Genomic DNA, 19,777 nt, shown 5'->3' on the forward strand with positions numbered 1-19,777 from the left:
GGCGTTGTTGGCCCAGGCAGAAGCAAGCGAATTCACCCCTTACACCGAGGTTCCGACGCGCCTGCCGAAGGCGCTCTGGTGGGTATTGCGGATCGCGACCATGGCGGTCGTGCTGGGCACGGTGGCGGTCCTCTTCGTCAAGCCGCAGACCGGGCTCGACCTGTTCTGGAAGCTGCTGGTGCCGGTCCTTCCAATCGTCTTCGTGGTTGCTCCCGGATTCTGGAGGCAGGTTTGCCCGATGGCGCTGACAAACCAGATTCCCCGCATGGGCGGATTCGGGCTTGCGCGCACCCTTTCTGTGAAAATGAAGTCGGCTGCCTTTCTTGTTGCAGTGCTGATCTTCTTTGCCGCAGTTGTCATACGCCACGTTCTCTTCAACGCAAATGCGACTGCGCTCGCTGTATTGATTGTCGCGGCGCTCATCCTTCCCTTTCTGGGTGGACTGGTGTTCAAGGGGCGTAGTGGTTGGTGTGGAACCTTCTGTCCGCTCGCGCCGATCCAGAAGGCCTATGGGCAGGCCCCGTTGGTGATGGTCAGGAACGGCTATTGCCAGAGCTGCGTCGGCTGCCAGAAGAACTGCTATGATTTCAACCCGCGCGCCGCCATCCATGCCGATCTTGCCGATCCGGATCCGTGGTACGCTGGCCATCGCGCGCTTTTCGCTGCAGCACTTCCAGGGCTGATAGTCGGCTTCTTTACCGCCGCCAGCCCATTGGCTTCCGGATTTGGTTCTTACCTGCTCCACATGGCGTCGTCGATCGCGCTGGCGCTCGGTCTCTTCATGGCGCTGGCCAGCATCCTGCGCGTGTCGCGATACAAGCTGACATTGCTGTTCTCAACCGCCGCCTTCGTGCTGTTTTACTGGTTCGTTTCACCGTCGCTTGCCGAGGGAATCACGGAGTTCACAGGCCTGCCGTTTCCTGGCTATGTGGCCTATATCTTCTTCGCCATCGCCCTGGGTGTCGGCGTGCTGATGGTTCGGTCCGGATTGCGTAGCGAACGCCTCTACGAGCTGGCCAATGCGCCCGTCGCATCTGTCGTTGGCGTCAATGTGGGCGCATTGCGCGCTGCCGTTGAAACGGCGAGCGGCGCCGACCTTGTTGCCGACCGCGGTACCGGCATGAGCTTTGTGGCCGGGGCCGACCACTCTCTGCTGGAAGGGTTGGAGTCGGCCGGCGTCAAAATAGACTATGGCTGCCGTATGGGCATGTGTGGCGCTGACCCTATTGCCATTGTCGATGGCGAAGACAACCTCAGTGCACCGAGTGCGACCGAGCTTGAAACGCTCGAACGTCTGGGGCTCAAGGGACGCGCCCGCATGGCCTGTGTCTGCCGTGCGATGAAGGGGGGCGTGACCGTAGACACCTCGCTTGATCCGCGAAGCCTCCCCGAACCCGAGCCCGACGCTGCTCTCGTCGATCTCGGCGAGGAAACCGGCGTCCAGCGCGTCATCATCATCGGCAACGGGGCCGCCGGAATGTCGGCGGCGGACGAGGTTCGCAAGCTGTCGTCATCATGCTCCATCGAGATCGTCGCCCGCGAGCGGGAGGGGTTTTACAATCGAATGGCGATCGCCAGGCTGCTGCATGGCAGCACCGCGATGGGTGGTATCGGCCTGCAGGCGCCCGACTGGACCGAGAGGAAAAGCGTATCGGTACTGCTCAACACGACCGCCACCGCGATCGACAAAAGCGCACGACAGGTCATGCTGGGCACCGGTGAGACGCTCAATTACGACAAGCTCATCCTGGCGCAGGGAAGCAGCGCCGTCATGCCGCCTGTTCCCGGTCACGATCTTCCCGGCTGCTTCGTGTTGCGCGAGGCCGCCGACGCAATGAACATTCGCGCTTGGCGCCAAACCCATGAGTGCCACTCCGCAGTCGTGCTTGGCGGCGGGGTTCTGGGCATCGAGGCGGCAGATGCCCTACGCCAGCTCAATCTTTCCGTCAGCATCCTGCAGCGAGGGCCGCGGCTTATGGACCGTCAGCTCGATGAGCGCGGCAGCGAAATCCTCACCTCATATCTGAAAGAGTTGGGAGTAGCGGTCATCACCGACGCGAACGTCGCCGAAATCCGTGGCGACGGCCGTGTAAGCGGCGTTGTAATGGCCGACGGGCAGGTTATCGAGGCGGAAATCATTGTCGCCTGCGCCGGAATCCGGCCCAATGTGGACCTAGCGAAGGAAGCCGGCCTGGCGGTCGGCAGGGGCGTCAAGATCGACGGCGCAATGCGAACCTCGGACCCCGACATCTTCGCCGTTGGCGATCTGGCCGAACTGCCCGGATCGATCAGCGGCCTTTGGGCCGTGAGCACCACGCAGGGGCGGGTCGCAGCCGCTGCGATTTTCGGGTGCGAGATCGGCTATTCCGAACCCAATACCCTGGTGAGCCTGAAAATGGACGGGATCGATGTGAAGGGCTATGGGGCAATTGCCGCAGAAGGCCCAAATCAGGAAGCCATTGTCGCGCCATCGCAAGGCGAGAACGAACATCGGCTGCTGGTCGTCGAAGACGGCAAGATCGTCGGCGCCGTGTTCGTCGGACCTTCAGGCACGGGCAAGCACGTTACGGAACTGATCGACCAGCGCCCCGATCTTGGACCTGTGCTCGATGATTTGCGTCGCGGAGACTGGAGCGTGCTCGGCCGCGTGCTGGATTGATACCGATTAAGCGTTATAAAGGCCTTGTCACGGTAAGCATCGTTACCCGCACGAGACCGATGCGCACTCTTCGATCAAACGGCAGCCGCCGCTGACTGCCACGTAGCCATTGCCTCTCTGCGGAACTTTCGAAGTGTCTTGCGGGAGATGAGATGGCGTTGGACGTTGAAGGTATTGTATACGGCGGCGTGGGTTGAAAGAAATCTCTGTGCAGATCCAACCGACTTGAAGCGCTGCATTCGTCGCTCCCTCAACCTGACCGGCAGGAGTGAATTTTCCGCTCGGTTGTTGCTGCGCCAGACAGTGATGTGTTTCGCCTTCGCTGTCGACGGCGCGCCACAGGTACATGCGCTTGCCATTGATCAAGACGAAAACCTCGTCGAGATGCCAGCACGTATCGGGCGTTGGCCGTGCACGTCTGAGTTTGGCGGCGTAAACCTGCCCGAACTTCAAGGACCAGAGCCGGACGGTCTCATAGGAAATGTCAATGCCGCGCTCTGCGAGCAGATCCTCCACATCGCGGAAGCTCAGCGGAAATCGGAAGTACAGCCAGACGGCAAGTTGAATGATTTCGGGCGGAAACCGATGGCGGCGATAGCTGGGTTGTTTCATTCTTTCAGACTACCGTCTGTCAGGGGAAAGGGCAGCTAGTTTTTATGTGACAATGCCCATCATTATGTTCCGTAGCGCTCGTTATGCGATCCGGCGCTGCAGGCATTTTCTCCGACGTACTGGAGTGACTGAAACGGGGCCGGAGGCAGTCTGTCGGCTATGAGCCAATTGATGGCGATAGCAGACGTCAATAGGCTTTTGGGATTGCGATAACCGGGGCACCATAGGGCGTGCGTCCCGGGCGAAACATGAAGGGGGAAAATCAACGCGCCGCCGGAGTCGAGCCTGCGTTCTGTTGATAAATACGAGTTCCTACATCCGATCGTTTGCATGTTTCATGCACTAGTATAGGTTGCGGGCTGCCGCTATTGTAGCAGAACACCTTCAAGTAAAGCTTTAAACATGCACCAAGCTGCCCCGCCGAAAACTGTGCTTCAAACGATACTGGATTGGTCGCAACGGCGTCCGATGTGGCAGCGAGATGCACTGCGGCGTATTGTAACGGGCGGTACACTTGATGCTGCGGCCATCAACGAAGTTCTGGACCTCTGTAAGAAAGAGCACGGCGCGCCCGATATCTCCCTGACGGCCGCGGCGCTGGAAGCGGTCCACTTGCCGGCGAATCCCGGTAACGGCGCGACCATCGCCTTGGTCTCCCTTGGCGATGTCGTCGGCGTGAACCAATTGGCTCCGAAGCAGACCCTTGTGTTCGAGCAACAGGGCCTGACAGTTATTTACGGACCAAACGGAGCCGGCAAATCGGGATATGGGCGGGTGTTGAAGCGCGCCTGTAGGGCACGCAAGGCCGGTGAAATCATGCCCGACGCATTTTCCTTAGCGATCGGCGGCAAGGCCACGGCCAGTTTTACAATCTCGTAGGACGGTGTGCAGCAGCCTGTGCTGCCATGGGGGGACAACGCGAATCCTGATCCGGTGCTTTCCGCCGTCAGCGTATTCGACCGCGAATGCGGCGCCGTCCACATCCAGGACAAGACAGAGGTTGCCTTCCGGCCGTTCGGGCTCGACATTCCCGACGACCTCGCGGCGGTCTGCACGCAGATCAAGGTGCGGCTGCAGGCCGAAGAGACCCAGTTCAAGGCGCTCCGCGATCCCGTGTTCGACAAGCCTACTTGGCGGGCGACCACGGCGGTCGGGCGTATCATGTCCGGTCTCAAGCACAATACGAAGCTGGAGCCGCTGGCGACCCTCGCAGTCATGACCGATGCAGAACGGGCACGCCTCCAGCAACTCACCGAAGACCTCGCCAAAAATCCGGTCGAAGCGGCCGCCGAGCAGCTCCAGTTCGCCGATGGTATCGCGAGGATTCTGCGCTATTTCAAGAAGGTTGAGGAATGCTATTCCGACGACACCCTCAACACACTGAAATCGCTTGCAGACGATGCCAGAACCAAACGGGTTGCCGCGACGATCGCCGCAGGAAGCGCCTTCAAGGACGCCACCTTCCCCGGCGTTGGCGCGGAAGTATGGCGGGAGCTATGGGAGGCGGCGCGGCACTATTCGAAGCATGTTGAACGGCGGTTCCCGGCGGCGGAGGGTGAAAAATGCGTGCTGTGCCATCAGCCGCTGAGCGCCGAGGCCGGTGCGCGGCTGGGCGGCTTCGAGGGTTTCATCCGCGACGATACGGAAAAGCAGGCTGACGCGGCCGAAAAGGTCTACACGAAGACTTTCAAGGAGTTCCGAACGCGTCAACCGGATATTCGACTAATCGCGGACATACGGAGGCGAATTGCCATCCAGCACGCTGATTTGGCTGCCGACGTGCTGCGCTTTATGGCCACCGCCGATCTGCGCAGATTACAGTGTCTGCGAGATATCGAGCACAGCGGTGTTATGACCCTGTCGCCGATGTCGGCAATCCCGGAAACAGAGCTGCTGGCACTTGAAGGTGACACCCGCACCTATGCCGGTCAGTTGGAGGCGGCAGCCGACGTCGAAGGCCGCCAGATCCTGCAGGCCGAGCACGACGAGCTAGAAGACCGAGCTGCAGCTACCGCTCTTCACGAGGTCGCCACGAAAGAGGTCGAGCGGCTGGCAAAGCTCGAGCGCATTGCCAAGTGCCTGGCGCAGACCGCGACCACCACTATCACGAAACTTGGCAACGAACTTGCCGATGACATCATCACTCCCCGGATGCGTGACCGCTTCCAGAGAGAGATCGTGAGGCTTGCGGCGGAAAAGGTGCGTGTTGAGGTGGTGCGTTCCGGCGGCCAGTACGGCTCGCCAAACTACCAGATTCGTCTGTTCGCAAATCCCAAGACCAAGGTGCATCTGGTGCTGAGCGAAGGCGAGCAAACCTGCGTAGCACTGGCGGCTTTCCTGACCGAGCTCGCGACAGCCACACACAAGTCCGCACTCATCTTCGACGATCCTGTGACATCGCTCGACCACCGGTGGCGCAGGAAGGTCGCACAAAGACTCGTGGAAGAGGCGACGGAACGTCAGATCATTGTTTTCACCCACGACCTGGTGTTTGTGAACGACCTGAATGATAGCGCTCGCGGCCAAGGCATTCCCGCCAGGCTTGCAAACCTTTCACGCGGCCCGGAAGGTGCTGGTATCGTGGGGGATGGATTGCCGTGGGATCATGCTGGCGTCAAGGCGCGCTTGGACCGGCTTGAGAAAGACCAACGGGCTGCGAAGGCTCTTTATGATGCCAACGACGAGGACGGCTACCGCAGCTCCGCCGTCAGACTTTACGGTTTTCTGCGGGCCACGTGGGAGCGGGCGCTCGAGGAGATCGTTTTCGCGGGTGTGCTGATAAGGCACCGGGATTACATTGATACCAAGCATTTGAAGAAGGTCACCGCGCTGTTGGAGACGGATACGGAAGCGTTCCGAACAGCGTTTAAGAAATGCAGCGACATCATCGAAGCGCATGATCCGTCGCGCGTTCGTAATGAGGAGCCACCACCACCTTCGGAGATCTCGGACGATATTAAGGCCCTAAAGGACTGGGCCGACGCTCTTCGTATTCGGCAGAATGCCGTAGCATAATCATTCAGATATCGCCTGGATATCTTGCGGTTACCGACATGGCTCGCAAAATCGCGCTGGCGTGATTAAGCGTCAGGAATCACGGGAACGTCGTGCTTGAACCTGACGAGCGCCATCGCCGGCTCTTAGAAGGTCGCCGTCGGAATCCGCGAAGGGGTCGGCGTGATTTAACGCGAGTGCGCTTTATGAATTGTCGGCTAATGGGCAATTAAGATGTAAGGCTGAAAGGCCGGAGTCGGGGGCGCATTCCGGTCCGGCTTGTTTGGAGCCGGGAGCGGACTGGCAGCTTGTGGGAACGAAGCCGGTTAAACAGACATTCGCCTTTGACTGTCGACGTCGCGTCAGGCCGATTGCGGACTTCCATTCTCTTTGCGGCAAAGGTTCGCGGGTGTCCGAAGTGTCAGATGTTGTTTAGTCCGAGGTCGAGTACCCCATAGGATGCGGCGTTCTGGCAACCGAAACGCTATCGGCTGAGCGTCGCGTATGCCAAGGCCGCATTGAGAACCGGATAGCCGCAATAAACCACAATCAATTCCTGGATGCGCCAAGCTGCAAAGGTGAGAAGGACGCATTCCACTGCCGCTGCCAACCAATTCCCGATGTGGATTGGTGCGTCCCTCAGCTCTGGCGGTGGCTGGCCTTGCTCATCGTTAGACAGCCAGATTGCCGATACCGGCAAGAAGGTCTGACTAAACAGGACATCAAAGAAGAAAACCTGAAGATCCAATTGGTTCCCGTCTGCCATTGCATGGCCAGACGCGACGCAAGTGCAGGCAGAAGCAGAGCGGCGAATGCCTGCACACTCCAAATCATTGGACTGCTTGTGGCCTCAAACATGAAATGGGCAATCGGAACGACTGGCCCGAATGTGAGAGGCAATGCCGCCAGAGACGCAATTGCGATTGCGGGGCGCCGCCTCAAGAGGCTCACGTTTGTGGCAAACGCCAAGTGACGCGCCAGGAGGCCGACAAATCAGCAGAAACAATCAAAGCTCACCGAGCCACCTGAGCACGTCCATTGGGCTGGCATGATCGCAATTACTTGAACACGAAGTTACCCTGTTTGCGGAGATGCTTTTGGTTCTGCCTCAGAGGGATCCTGGGCCGACAAATCCGTGAGACCGGAGTATGTCCTGATATGCAGGTCGCGCTGCGGGAATGGTATCTCGATGCCGGCCTTGTCCAGTTCCCGGTAGACGCCCGCGAGCAGATCGGACCGGACAGTCAGCCCAAGCCCAACATTGGAAATGAAGCAGCGAAGCTCGAAATCAAGAGCGCTGTCGCCGAGACCCTTGAACAAGACTGCCGGCGCCGGTTCTCGTAGGACATCCGGATGTGCCAACATGATGTCGACAAATATCCCTTCCGCCTTCTCTATGTCGCTTCCGTACGCGATGCCGACAGGGACGATCACGCGCCCGGTGATCGTGCTCAGGGTCATGTTCTTTACCGTTCCGGTGATCAGATCCGTATTAGGCACGATGACATCGTCGCGATCGAAGGTTTCCAGCCGGGTAAAGCGCACGGCGATCTTGCGAACGATGCCGCTGTAGCCTGAAACCTCGATCCAGTCGCCTTCCTTGAAAGGGCGCTCTATCAGCAGGATGATGCCGCAGATGAAGTTCGAGACGACGGCCTGAAGACCGAAACCGAGCCCGACGGAGAGCGCGCCGAAGACGATGGCAAGGCTGGACAGATCGATGCCAGCGAAGCCAACGGCCAGCATGAACGACACCGTGGCTCCAAGATAGCCAATCCCGGTCCGCAATGCCGATTGCGCGCCGCTGTCGAGGTGGGTGCGCGGCAGCACTGCGGATCCGAGGAACCGTTGCAGCCAGCGCGACGCCACCAGTCCGACAAGAAGTGTGAAGGCGAAGACAAGCACCACGGTGGCTGACAATCGCGTTCCGCCGACAACCACCCCTTCGGTCATCAAACGCCAGAACTCGGAGATATCTGCCGGACGGGCACCCCAGATGAGGGCGATCACCGGCAGGGCGGCGATGCTCATCGTCAGTCCGATGGCAATGGACAGAAAACTCTGCCGCGTTTCGCCATATTGCCGTCCGGATACCCCCGCGGCCAGTCCCAGCACGGAAACAATCAGTCTGTCGATCACCAGCAGAATGCCGATGACGCCAAGCGACAGCGCACAGCCCGAAAGCACGAACCGCGCCAGCGCGGTAAAGCCGGAGAGCGCCAGCACCACAATGGCTATGGCCAACACCTGCAGTGTCCGCGCCAGCAACTGCACCAGCGCTGCTGTGTAACTTGGGTGCTCGAGGTTGTCGCTCCCAGTTTGCGCCTTGGTGGAACGTTGTGCCATCGAGCCGAATACCCACAGCAGGAACGCACCTGGCAGCAGCGCAAACACACTGGCCACGGCATGAGTGCCCGGAAGAAAGGTCATGTCCTTTTCGGATGCTTCAATGGCGAGTTCGACGACGAGAACCAAGCCGACGCCTATGACGATCCAGAAGCCCGTTCGGGCTTGATGATCCGGCAGTTTCATAAGCCGGCGCTCGGGCGCATCCGGAGCAAAGATGACGTAGCCAAGCCAGTAGCTGATGACCAGAAATGCCCCGACGGCCGGTACCACCCGGATCAGTGAGCGGGCGGCGGTGGAGGAAATGTCCAGCGTGCTGTAGGCCGAATAGGCGAGGATGCCTGCCAGCGAAGCAAGCACCAGCCGTGCAAGCACCGCCAGCAATCCCCAACCCGAGTGGGTTGTCTTGACGTCGACACGCTTGGCCTTGGCATTCATCGAGCGGAGAGTGACGGGCAGGATAATGAACACTACCGCGAGCGAAAGGACCAGCAGGAGGCCGGAAGCAATCAGGCGGATCTTGAGGGGGGTCGCCTTCGACGGGTTGGCAATGCTTGTTTCGAACTCGACCAGAACACGCCCTAGATAGTCCTGCATCTCAGCAAAGGCGCCGGCCCAGTTAAATGGGTTGAGCGGCGTGGGCAGCAAGGTGGTAAGCTTGACGCTCTCACGCGCCCTGATGACGCGATCAATTTCGCTGATCAGAACATTTGCGCGGTTAAAGGCCTCCCGGGCCGCTATTACAGGTGCATCCGCAGCCGCAAGGGATTCGTTGAGCTCGGCACGGCGGGCAGCGATGTCCGCTCGTTCGCTGCTGTCACCGTCCGGTGCAGCACCGAGCGCGTCAATCTGTGCCTGAACCGATTTGGACAGAATGCTGCCGCTTTCGGCAATGGCCAATGCCTGGTCACGCTCGTCAGCCAGTTTCTGCCGCAAGACTTCGAAGGCGGAGCTGGAGGCTTTTCCGCTACCCAGGGCCTCTAGCGCACGTACCGCGGTCTCATTCCATTCAACAGCAGGATCGATGACTTCCGAATTGCTGTCCGTTTGCGGACTCTCTTGCGCCGGGCTTTCGGCGGGTGCGCCGGTGAGCAAAGGCAGCATCAACGCCAAGATCATTACTGTCGCTGAAACCCATGATCTTGTTCGGTTCCTCATCTCAGATTCCATTGCGCCCTGTTCCCCGCTCCACTCCGGGCTAAGCCCTGCCGGAGGCCGCCAATTTGATCAATGCACGTCCTTGCAGCCTCTGCATGAGGCCTTTGTGACAATGATTATGGATGAGAGACAGGCCGGATTCAAATTCCTGACCGCATTCTCGATCACGGCGTGGCCAAACAGGACCCGGAAGGTACGACGGTTGCCCACCAATGGGCCGCAGCGTGCACAATGGAGCCGCATCTGTTATTCTGACGGCAGTACAAAGCGATCACATCTCTGAATAACGAGGGCTCGCTTTGAGCCAGAAGCGAGTTTTATTTCGTGTGTGCGGGCTAGACCGTTTGAATAGGCCTGGTGGGAGCCGGTCACTGTAGAAGACAGGAGCGCATTGCAATGAAAGAGGGAAAGATAACCCGCAGAAGGCTTCTTGCAACCGGTGGTGTCGCAGCACTCATCGCAGCCAATGGCGGCAGCTTCGCGCAAACCGAGAAGCCCGTCACAGACCTCAAGCCGGGGGAGTGGTCCTGGTATCCGGAGCGGGCACTGGACGGTCCGGTGGCAGTGCTGGTGTCGCTGGCTGATCAACTTGCCTTTGTCTACCGAAACGGCATCCGAATCGGGGTGTCGACGGTGTCGACGGGGCGAAAGGGTTACAAGACGCCGACCGGCGTGTTTTCAGTGCTTCGAAAGGAAAAACTGCATCATTCCAAAGCCTACAATAACGCAGCTATGCCCGATAGTCAGTTCTTCTTCGGCGGCTGCGCGTTGCATGCCGGCGGGCTGCCGGGCTATCCCAGTTCCCATGGCTGCGTGCATCTTCCCAAAGCCTTTGCCGATCTGGTTTTCGGTGTGACCCACAACGGCACCCCGGTCATCGTTACCAATTCACGCTCGGGAATCGGCAGTCTCAGTCATGCCGGGCTGGTGCTGACCAACTCAGACCTCCAGGCGGTGGAAACCATGACGGGCAACGTCGCCGGCAAGAACCTGCCTCGGGACAAGGATGGTGAAAGGGACGACGCCTTCGCCATAATCGTCAGCAGCGCCGACCGCCGGTTAATCGCGCTCAAGAACGGCAAGGAGTTTATCAGTGCCGATATCGGCATAGAGCACCCGCGCCTGCCGCTTGGCACGCATGTATACCTGCTTCAAGGGGTCAATCCGGCAACCCATGTCTATGACTGGATCGCGATCGGCCTTGGAACCGGGCGCGAAACGGCGGTGGATGTGCAGCGCGAAATCGCAGTGACGGCACGACTGGTGATCCCGCCGGATGTCTACGGACAGATTGCCCGCGAGCTGCATCCGGGTGCGACCATGATGCTGACAGATCTTCCCGCCCATCCAGAAACCCGCTCTGCCACCGATTTCGTGATCATGCGGAATTCATAAGGGCCACATTGGAAGACCGCTATTGCTAGTCGGATTTTCGAAGGAGCTTGAAGTCAAGTCGCAGCGGTCACCCGAAAGTGCTATCCAAAAACCGCGTACCCCTCCGACAGGCGAAACAAGACGCCAAGGAGAATGAATCCGAGTGCGAAAAGCAGGATGGAGGAGCCAATGCAAAGCCATCGGCCCAGGCGCCTGACTTCACAGGAGCCATTGAGTTCCTGAGAAACGGGTCGATAGGCATGGCCTATCTTGTGCAAAACCAGGCCAATGAGGAGAAAAATAGCGCCAACGACAAAGCTGACAATGATGGTCGGGCCCTTCATCGTCCAGATGCCACTGCCGGAAATGAGCAGCGCGATAACGAAGCTGGTCCACCCCGCGACGGCGGTGATCGCGCCCAGTAGTCTTGCCATGTTCAAGCGATCGCCCATTAATCTCGATGCTCCTCCGACAGCGCCTCTTGATCGCGCAACAGGTTCCATGACAAGCGGAGCCCGAATGCCAGCCGCTTGATCAGCGCATTGAAACGATACCTCATTTCGGGGGGAAGGCACGGGCAATTTGCGGTTTCTTTGATCTGCCTGGCATCAATACAGTCCCAGTCTAACGATCTGTGAACAGGTGCTGGCAGGATTAGCACTGCAGCATCAGCCCAGTTGGCGGAGCAGCTGGCATAAACCTGCTGACAAAACTGCTGTCTCTGTTATCGTTCAATTAGAGAAAGCAAATTCTGGCGGCTCCACCATGCTGAACTACGCTTCAAAGCACTGGGATGAAAACGAGAGCCGCAGCTCCGATTACAGATCCTTGCTGTTCAGCGCACCCGATCAGTTCAACATGACACGGGACAGGAACCGCTGCTTGCGGGTCTCATCCGCGCAATTTCCGGTGATTGGCGTCAGTCTCTTGAGCGTTGTCTCTTCAGGTCATGAAATCGATCTGGCCGACGACGCTTTTCTGACGGTCATGCTGCCGACCAGGGGCCTAACCAAGGTGCGCATGGATCGTCGGGAGCAGGTTATCGGTGAAGGAACCGCTCTCGCACTCGGCCCCTCTGAAAGATGGACACGGGTGGACAGGCTCGCACACCGCGACTTCAGAGCCAATCTGGCCAAGATCTCTCTGAAGAAACAACAAAGGTTGGGGGTTCTTCCCAAACTTGGCGAAGATCCTGTTGTTCCCATCGCCTCGACGGCCTTGGCAGGGCTTCGCGGGCTGATGGATTATCTCTTTGCTGACCTCAAGTCCTCGGCGCCGACCCTGGTCCATAGGCCGGCATCCGATCTTTTTGCGGCGCTGGTGCTTGAACATATCCGGTGCCTTTTTGCGGTGGCTACCGACACCCTGCCGATGCGAAGTCCACACCACGGGCTTGTCGGAAGCGCGATTGATTACATCGTAGCCCATTCGAGCGAACCCCTGACTGTACCCATCATTGCCAGAGCTGTTGGCGTCTCAGTCCGCCAGTTGCAGGACGCGTTCCGGCTCACCTTGGGGCAGACACCATGGGAGCGCCTCACCGCGCACCGGCTGGAGAATGCGCGAGCGCAACTGCTGTCGGGTGGCACCGGATCGGTTACCAGCGTCGCGCTGGGCTGCGGTTTTTCGCATCTGGGTCGTTTTGCAACGACTTACCGGTCAACATACGGAGAGCCCCCATCAGCAACGCTTGCCCGCGCACGCGGGTCCTCGTCCGCAATCCGGATAGCCCCAACGCAGAACGGATAGCCCGCATCCAGGTTGCTCGATAGTCTCGGATCGTGCCGGCCATGGTCGGTGCAAAAGAAGGGCCCGGAGCATTCGGGTTGCTTCCAGAACCATCGAGGTCGCAGCCATGCCACAAAACGACAACAAGGCCGGCGGTGCCGAATTTTTCTTTTTTGAGCGGGCCAATACTGATTTTCCCTACTACCGCGGCGTACCGGTCGGCCTCAGCCCGGTCGGTTGGATAATCGTCCTTGTTGCTGTCGCCGCTGCCTACTGGGTCTTCACCTCGACACAGTTACGGCTTCACAGCGGATTGGCAGGATTCATCCCGCCATTTCTGTTGGTCTTGATCCCACTGGGCGCGCTTGCAATCGTTGCGGGGTCAAGGGCTCCGCTGGCTCTCTTCCGAAAACCAACGGCGCGCGACTTTGGCTTGATGATCGCATTTTTCGTCTTGAACGCGGTCGTGACGATCATCGTGGGAAACCTGTTGGTCAAGTTTTTCCATACTGTGGGCAATCCGATCGGCGACATGGTTGCTTCGGCCGCGGCACCAGAAGCCGTTCTGATCTTTGCCTGGAGTGCCGTGCAGTTGCTCGGTGAAGAGATCTTCACCATCCTTCCGTTTCTGGCAATTCTGACGCTGCTGGACCGTTTCGTGCCGCGCAAGCTGGCAGTCTGCCTCGCCGCGCTGGTCGCCGCCATTCCCTTTGCGGCAATTCACTTGCCGACCTACCAGTGGAACGTGGCGCAGGCGTTTATCGGACTTGTGCCTGTCCGGATCATCCTGCTGATGCCCTTCATCATCACGCGCAACATCTGGGCCTCCACGGGTACGCATATCCTCAATGATTGGGCGATCTTTGCCCTGGCCGCGGGTGCCGGAATGGATGCTGCATGAACCCAAACTCAGGAGATAACTCCATGACACTGAGAACCATTTCAATTCTTGCCTGTCTGGTCATGTGTCCCGCCGCCGCTCAGGCGCAGGACGGCCCCACCTTTGACTGCGCCAAGGCCGAGAGTTCCGCCGAAAAACTGATCTGCGACGAGCCCGAACTGGCCGCGCTCGACCGGCGTCTGGCCGACCGCTTCGCTGCAGCCGTCAGCGTCGCCGAAGGCCTGGATGTCGACGCAGAGGCAACCACCAAGACCCTTCGCGCCATGCAGCGCGGTTGGATATCAGGCCGGGACGAGTGCTGGAAAGAGCCGGAGCTGAGGGCCTGCGTCGAAACCGAATACCTGCGCCGCGAGGCGGAACTGGTTGCAGAGTTCATGCTTGAGCCGCCATCGGAAACCGTCGAGCTGATTTGCGGCCCGCGCGCGCTCACCGTGGAGACCTTTCCGACTGCTCTGCCCGGGGTTCGTGTCGAGGAAGGTGACAGCGTCTATATCGGCGCACAACTCGCGCCCGACGCTCCTGAAACCTACTACCTGCGAAGCGCCGGCGGTTTGGTGATGGGGGACGGCGCCATAAGCGTCAGCGATGCCTATGGTGAAGAACACGCATGCCAGGCTCGATGACGCCGCGACGGCTTCGTTGCGCAATCTAGATCTTGTGGAGGTAAGACAATGATGTTTCGCACCTATTCTGTTACGCCGCGTCTGAAGCTGGCACTCGCGGGCGTCGCCTTGGCGCTGACTGCGGGGCTGACACTCCTGCCCGGCAGCGCCAGTGCCCAGATGGGCCCCGACTACTGGCAGGTCACTGGCGTGGCCTCGAACGATACGCTGAATCTCCGCTCTGGACCGAGTACGTCCAATCATGTGGTTGCGCGGGCACCCAATGGTGCTGTCTTTCGCAATCTCGGGTGCCGCGGAACCGGCAAAGCCCGGTGGTGTCATCTCGAGACGCCAAACGGCCAGATTTCGGGATGGGCAGCGGGCCGGTTCCTGCGCGAGAGCGGCGCGCCCACCCACGGCACAATAGCAGGCCGGCCCGACATCCCGGAATTGCACGCCCGAAACACCGGGGAGATGGAAGTCCGGTTTGCGAGTGGCTGCACGGTGTTGTTCAACCCGATCGGGCGGGCGATCAACGCCGGCAGTTCCTGCTCGCGCTCACAACGTTCCAGGGCCCACGATGCGGTTGAAAGCTATCTGCGTGAAAACAGCCCCGGTGCAAATCACAGTGGTTCGGCCTCCGCCAGCAACATCAGCGTTTCGGGTTCGGGAATGGTTTACGGAGGTGGTTCGCTGAATGGCCAGATTTTCGGTCACAGGGAAGGCGCTTATGCCTTGACCATCAACGGCGGCGGACTGACCTGCACGGGCCTCTTTCGCCATGCACCGGGTGTGGTTGGAAGCGAGAGCACGACGGTCCATTGCGTCGATGGCGCGCATGGCACGGCGGTGCTTGCCAGGAACCGCAGTGGAAACGGCAGTACGCTGACCATGATGCTGACCAATGGAACAGGCGGGTACGTCATTTTCTGACTGCTTCGAAATCGGTCCGCCTCGTCCGAGATGGCGCAGGTGGCCTCATTCTCGCAAACTCCGGTGGCGTCTCTTCGCGACGGCACCGGTCAGCTGGCCAAAAGAACAGCGCAGTGTTGATGGAGCCGAACAATGTCGCCAGACCAGATCCTTCCAATTCTCATTGCTCTGCTCACGGCAGCAACGGAACCGGCTTTCGACAAGCTGAAGGAGGGTGGACACGATGATCGCTATCCGGTCACGGTCGAGGCCTGCCCGCGTCCGCTCGGCCCGCTGGAGGTCGAGGGCAAGACAGTAATCTGCGGACGTGTCGAGGTGCCGGAGGATCACGATGCGGCAGGCGGCCCGACGATCCCTCTGGCTTTCGCTGTGCTGAAGTCACACTCGACCGCCCCGGCGCCGGATCCGGTCATCTATCTGCACGGAGGTCCCGGCGGATTTACCGTGCAGACGATCCCGATGAATGCGACCCTCTTTGAATTCCTGCGTGACCGTCGGGACGTAGTTTTGTTCGACCAGCGCGGTGCAGGCATCTCGGACCGCACCATTGCCTGCTACAATGAGGTGGCGGCCGATTTCCCGCAATTCGCCGAGGCCGACGAGGAAAAGCTGTTTGGCCCGGACGATCCGCTGGCGAAATGTCTGACCGAAACGGTTGCCTCCGGTATCGACCTCTCTCTCTACAACACGACGCAGAGCGCCCGAGACGTGCGCGCGATCATGGATGCGCTCGGCTATCCCGACTACAACGCCTTTGGTATCTCCTACGGCACAAAGTTGGGGCAGGAACTCCTTCGCACCGCGCCTGAAGGCCTGAGAAGCCTCGTTATCGACAGCATCAGCCGTGTCGACAGCCCCGCCTACGACGCCAATGGCGTTTCCCCCGATCAGGCGCTGGGGTGGGTGGTGGATTACTGCATGGCAGACAAGGCCTGTGCTGCGGCCTATCCGGATCTGGAAGAGACGGTGCACGCGGCCGGTCGCCGGTTGGCTGAGGAGCCAAAGCTGACGCTCGCGGGTGAAGCCATAGACCAGGAAATGCTCATGCAAATCCTCGACGCAAGCAACGGTCGCGCCATGCCCTTTACCGCTTACCTGCCGCAGGTTTTCACGGAAATGGCCGCCGGGGAAACGGCGACGCTGGAAAAGCTGATGGCCGGCGGGTTCAATTTCATTCCCACCACCGGCGCGGTTCTCGCTCGATACGGTGCGGGCCTCGGCGCTCTCGACAGGACGATCGCCGAGATTGCCCTGATGGAGATCGACCAGATGCGCAGCGCCGAAGCGGCAGTCGCCAAGCTATTGTCGACGCTCTCGGACGACCTTGCCTCGTCTGGCGCGCTGAATACAGAGGCGCTTCTCGACGATGCCTTGTCCGGGGTCGCCAGGACCATGGACGCGAATACCTTGCTGGCCTTGCTGCGGGACTACGCGATGTTCATCGGTCAGACGCCTGACCGCGCAGCCATCAAGACATTGATCGAAACCCATGTGCCCGACATCGAGAAACCCCGCCTTCTTGGCCTCGTCGCAGCGATGTCCGATGAAGATGTCGAGGCTTTCTACCAGCGGGCGCGGACCGATGCGGCCAACCTGACCGCCCGGTCGCGGATGATGTTCACGCTCGGCATCATTGCATGTCAGGAGGACTTTCCCTTCAACACGCGCGAGGGCTACGCCGCGATGGCGGCCAAGTACCGTTTCCCGGCCATCGACGCGGGCGTGAGCAAGTCGACCCTGCCTCTGTACGGCTTCTGCGAGCTGTTCGACAAACACCCGCGCGCGGGCTTCCACGATCCGGTGGTCAGCGACATCCCGGTGCTGGCGATGTCGGGCACCAAGGACACGCAAACCGATCCCGACGCCGCCGAGAAGGTCGTGCGAACCCTGTCGAACGGACAGGCTGTCCTGTTCCCCGAGGCAGGTCACGCGGTCATCCAGTTCTCGCAATGCGCCAAGGACGTGGCCGAAGGCTTCATCGAAGATCCGTCCGCGCCTGTGAACGCGGCATGCACCGCCGGCCTGAAACCCGCATTCCACATTCCGCCAAAGGCGCAGTGACCAGACCGCAAGGAGCCAACCATGACGCCTGAGCAAATCTTCGCCCTGATCGCCGCCTTGATCGCCGAACCCGACCCCGAGGCTTTCTCCACACTGAAAGCCGGTGGCGCGGACCCGGCATACCCGGTCACGGTCGCCCCCTGTGCGCGCCCCGTCGCGCCCACCGAGATCGACGGCAAGACCGTAATATGCGGCACCGTCGAAGTGCCGTTCGATCACCGCGCGCCGGACGGTCCGAAGATCAACATCGCCTTCAACCTCTACAAGGCGCATTCGCTGACGCCCGCACCGGACCCCGTGATCTACCTGCACGGGGGCCCGGGCAGCGGCACGGTCCGCAACGTCGCCAAGACGATCAGCTATTTCGAGCACCTTCGCGGACGGCGCGACGTCATCGCCATCGACGAGCGCGGCGTGGATTCAAGCGCTCCCGAGATGGACTGCTATTCGTCCCTGGGCGCACAATTGGGGCCGGTGATCGACTCTCGCATCAAGGGGCTCGACGTTCCAAACCTTGAGAAGGACTTCGTGAAGAGCTGCCTTGACGAGCTTGAGGCGAAGGGGATTGACTATTCGCTCATCAACACCGAGCAGAACGCGATGGATGTCCCCTCCGTCATGTCGGCGCTCGGCTATGACAGCTACAATATCTACGGCGTCTCCTATGGCACCAAGCTGACGATGGAGATTCTGCGTCAGAACCCGCCCGGCATCCGGTCGGCGGTGATCGACGGCAACGCGCCGCCCTGGCTGCCGCTCTACTCGATGTTCTGGCAGTCGCATTCGGCGCCGATCCAGCTCAGTCTCGCGCCCTGCGAACGCGACCCGGTCTGTGCTGCGGCCTATCCCGACATCGTCGCGCGAACGTTCAAATTGTTCGAAACGCTTGGAGCGAACCCGATCCAGGGCCCGAACGGAGAGGTTGGTGTGGATGCCCTGCTTGAGGTGATCGACGACCGCGTCAATATCACAGGCAAATACAACGCCACGACGCCGTATATCCCCCTGATGGTCACCCAGCTGGAAAAGGGCGATACCACGCTGATGGACCAGCTGCGGTCGGGCGCGCTTCCGCCCAAGCCCGCATCCTCGAGCGCCGAGGCCGCACGCGCCGCAGCCCAGGCAGCGAAGCTGAGCGAGGCGGAGATGGCACAAGTGGAGGCAATGCTCTCCGCCGCCGCTCACATGAAGATCTCCGAAGAGACGGTCGCCCGCGCGGCGGCGCTGCTGGAAGGCGACATCGACGACGATGCCCGCAGCGCCGACCTGGCCGAGATATTCGATGACCGCCTCGCTGCCGCGATCCGCGCCATCCCAGATCCCTCCGCGCGGCTCGCGGTCGGTCGCGACTACCTCGACCTGCGGTTCAGGGAGCCCTCGGCACAGTTGCTGATCAAGCTGATCGAAACCCACATGGACCCGGACACCGCTGCTGATCTGTCGGGCCTCGCCCGGCAACTCTCGCCGGCAGAGGTCGCGCGCGCCTTTGCGCTGATCCGGGAGGACAACGAAGGCACGGTGAAGGACGTGGAAGGCGATCTCCAGCTCTACCTCTACGCCTGTCAGGAGGATTATGCGGACGGCTGGAACTCGAGCGAGAAGTTTGCCGCACTGATGAAGGAAGAGGGGTCCTGGGGCCCGCTGATGCAGGAGGGCCTTGTCGAAATGGTCGCGCCTTTTGACACGAACTGTCCCCTGTTCGAAAAGCATCCGCGCGAAAACTGGACCACCGTCGGATCAAGCGACCGGCCGGTCCTGTCGATGAATGGTGAACTCGACACCCAGACCGCCGGGGTCTGGGGAGAGCTGGCGGTTCAGAACTACAGCAACGCGCAAGTGGTTCTGGTGCCCGAATCCGGACATGGCACCATCCGCTACAGCCAGTGCGCCAAGGACATCACCGCGGCCTTCATAGAAAACCCTGACGCCGAGCTGGACACGTCATGCGTCAAGGACCTGCGCTTGCCGGTCATGCTGCCGGATGGGACCATGCACCCGCTGCCATACTGATCGGCTGCCCAATCCAGTTCGAGAGCTACGGGTGGCACGTCGGAAGGGAATGCTGCCCCACACGGAGGCTTGGCGATGTGCGTGAGGCGCTGTCGATAATGAGCAAGGCGGATGTTCTAGCGCGGGCAATTCATGACCATTCTCGGCCCGCTTGAGACCTTTTGCATGGGGTAACAAAGCGAACGGCGGCTTTTGGGATAAACACCGTAAGTGCTGTACGACCGGAATTGGGGCGCATAGCGGTCGCTCTGAAAGCGATGGCCACCCTTGCGTTCTACGCTCTGCAACGTCTCCGAACTCCCGCTGGACTTCCACGTCAAAGCAAGCATTCCTTATGTCGGGTCAGCGAAATCGTGTCGCTGCTGATCCTGCCCGCGTCGCGGGCTTCACTCAGTGCGG

The 19,777-nt window shown here is 60.2% G+C and carries 13 protein-coding genes and 1 pseudogene; 10 read left to right on the forward strand and 4 right to left on the reverse strand.

Annotation, left to right across the window (positions count from 1 at the left end; translation table 11 throughout):
• Positions 1-7 precede the first annotated feature (7 nt).
• Positions 8-2,659, forward strand: a complete 2,652-nt coding sequence (locus tag WNZ14_RS09140; RefSeq protein WP_342868251.1) for an FAD-dependent oxidoreductase — start codon at positions 8-10, stop codon at positions 2,657-2,659.
• Between the two features lie 74 nt (positions 2,660-2,733).
• Here WNZ14_RS09140 and WNZ14_RS09145 read toward each other — a convergent pair.
• Positions 2,734-3,271 (reverse strand): annotated as a pseudogene (locus WNZ14_RS09145) (DDE-type integrase/transposase/recombinase).
• Positions 3,272-3,673: 402 nt separating this feature from the next.
• Between WNZ14_RS09145 and WNZ14_RS09150 the strand changes: the two are divergent.
• Together WNZ14_RS09150 and WNZ14_RS09155 are read left to right on the forward strand one after the other, a co-directional pair.
• Positions 3,674-4,150, forward strand: a complete 477-nt coding sequence (locus WNZ14_RS09150; RefSeq protein WP_342868252.1) for a hypothetical protein — start codon at positions 3,674-3,676, stop codon at positions 4,148-4,150.
• 6 nt (positions 4,151-4,156) lie between these two features.
• Positions 4,157-6,286, forward strand: coding sequence for an AAA family ATPase (locus WNZ14_RS09155; RefSeq protein WP_342868253.1), 2,130 nt, complete (start codon positions 4,157-4,159; stop codon positions 6,284-6,286).
• A 463-nt stretch (positions 6,287-6,749) separates the two neighbouring features.
• Here the strand turns inward: WNZ14_RS09155 and WNZ14_RS09160 are convergent, their stop codons facing one another.
• The gene (locus WNZ14_RS09160) at positions 6,750-7,013 is read right to left on the reverse strand and encodes a hypothetical protein (RefSeq protein ID WP_342868254.1); all 264 of its coding nucleotides are present in this window, start codon (positions 7,011-7,013) and stop codon (positions 6,750-6,752) included.
• Between the two features lie 326 nt (positions 7,014-7,339).
• A complete protein-coding gene (locus WNZ14_RS09165; RefSeq protein WP_342868255.1) occupies positions 7,340-9,769 on the reverse strand; it encodes a DUF3772 domain-containing protein in 2,430 nt (809 codons plus the stop codon).
• A gap of 396 nt (positions 9,770-10,165) precedes the next feature.
• Between WNZ14_RS09165 and WNZ14_RS09170 the strand changes: the two genes are divergently transcribed.
• Positions 10,166-11,164, forward strand: a complete 999-nt coding sequence (locus WNZ14_RS09170; RefSeq protein ID WP_342868256.1) for a L,D-transpeptidase family protein — start codon at positions 10,166-10,168, stop codon at positions 11,162-11,164.
• Positions 11,165-11,244: 80 nt separating this feature from the next.
• On the opposite strand, the gene WNZ14_RS09175 is transcribed toward WNZ14_RS09170, so the two are convergent.
• A complete protein-coding gene (locus WNZ14_RS09175) occupies positions 11,245-11,595 on the reverse strand; it encodes a hypothetical protein (RefSeq protein ID WP_342868257.1) in 351 nt (116 codons plus the stop codon).
• A 313-nt stretch (positions 11,596-11,908) separates the two neighbouring features.
• On the opposite strand from WNZ14_RS09175, the gene WNZ14_RS09180 reads away from it, so the two are divergent.
• From WNZ14_RS09180 to WNZ14_RS09205, 6 genes are all read left to right on the forward strand, one after another.
• Complete coding sequence (locus WNZ14_RS09180; protein ID WP_342868258.1) at positions 11,909-12,892, forward strand: helix-turn-helix transcriptional regulator; 984 nt, start codon at positions 11,909-11,911, stop codon at positions 12,890-12,892.
• Positions 12,893-12,998: 106 nt separating this feature from the next.
• Positions 12,999-13,772, forward strand: coding sequence for a CPBP family glutamic-type intramembrane protease (locus tag WNZ14_RS09185; protein WP_342868259.1), 774 nt, complete (start codon positions 12,999-13,001; stop codon positions 13,770-13,772).
• A gap of 23 nt (positions 13,773-13,795) precedes the next feature.
• Complete coding sequence (locus WNZ14_RS09190; protein WP_342868260.1) at positions 13,796-14,395, forward strand: lysozyme inhibitor LprI family protein; 600 nt, start codon at positions 13,796-13,798, stop codon at positions 14,393-14,395.
• A 48-nt stretch (positions 14,396-14,443) separates the two neighbouring features.
• Positions 14,444-15,307, forward strand: coding sequence for an SH3 domain-containing protein (locus WNZ14_RS09195; RefSeq protein ID WP_342868261.1), 864 nt, complete (start codon positions 14,444-14,446; stop codon positions 15,305-15,307).
• 132 nt (positions 15,308-15,439) lie between these two features.
• Positions 15,440-17,368, forward strand: coding sequence for an alpha/beta fold hydrolase (locus tag WNZ14_RS09200; RefSeq protein WP_342868262.1), 1,929 nt, complete (start codon positions 15,440-15,442; stop codon positions 17,366-17,368).
• Between the two features lie 21 nt (positions 17,369-17,389).
• Positions 17,390-19,378 carry an alpha/beta hydrolase gene (locus tag WNZ14_RS09205; RefSeq protein ID WP_342868263.1) on the forward strand — a complete coding sequence of 663 codons (1,989 nt, stop codon included), beginning with the start codon at positions 17,390-17,392 and terminating at the stop codon, positions 19,376-19,378.
• The last annotated feature ends 399 nt before the right edge of the window (positions 19,379-19,777 follow it).

The sequence above is a fragment of the Hoeflea sp. AS60 genome, from assembly GCF_038900115.1.
Classification (GTDB): domain Bacteria; phylum Pseudomonadota; class Alphaproteobacteria; order Rhizobiales; family Rhizobiaceae; genus Hoeflea.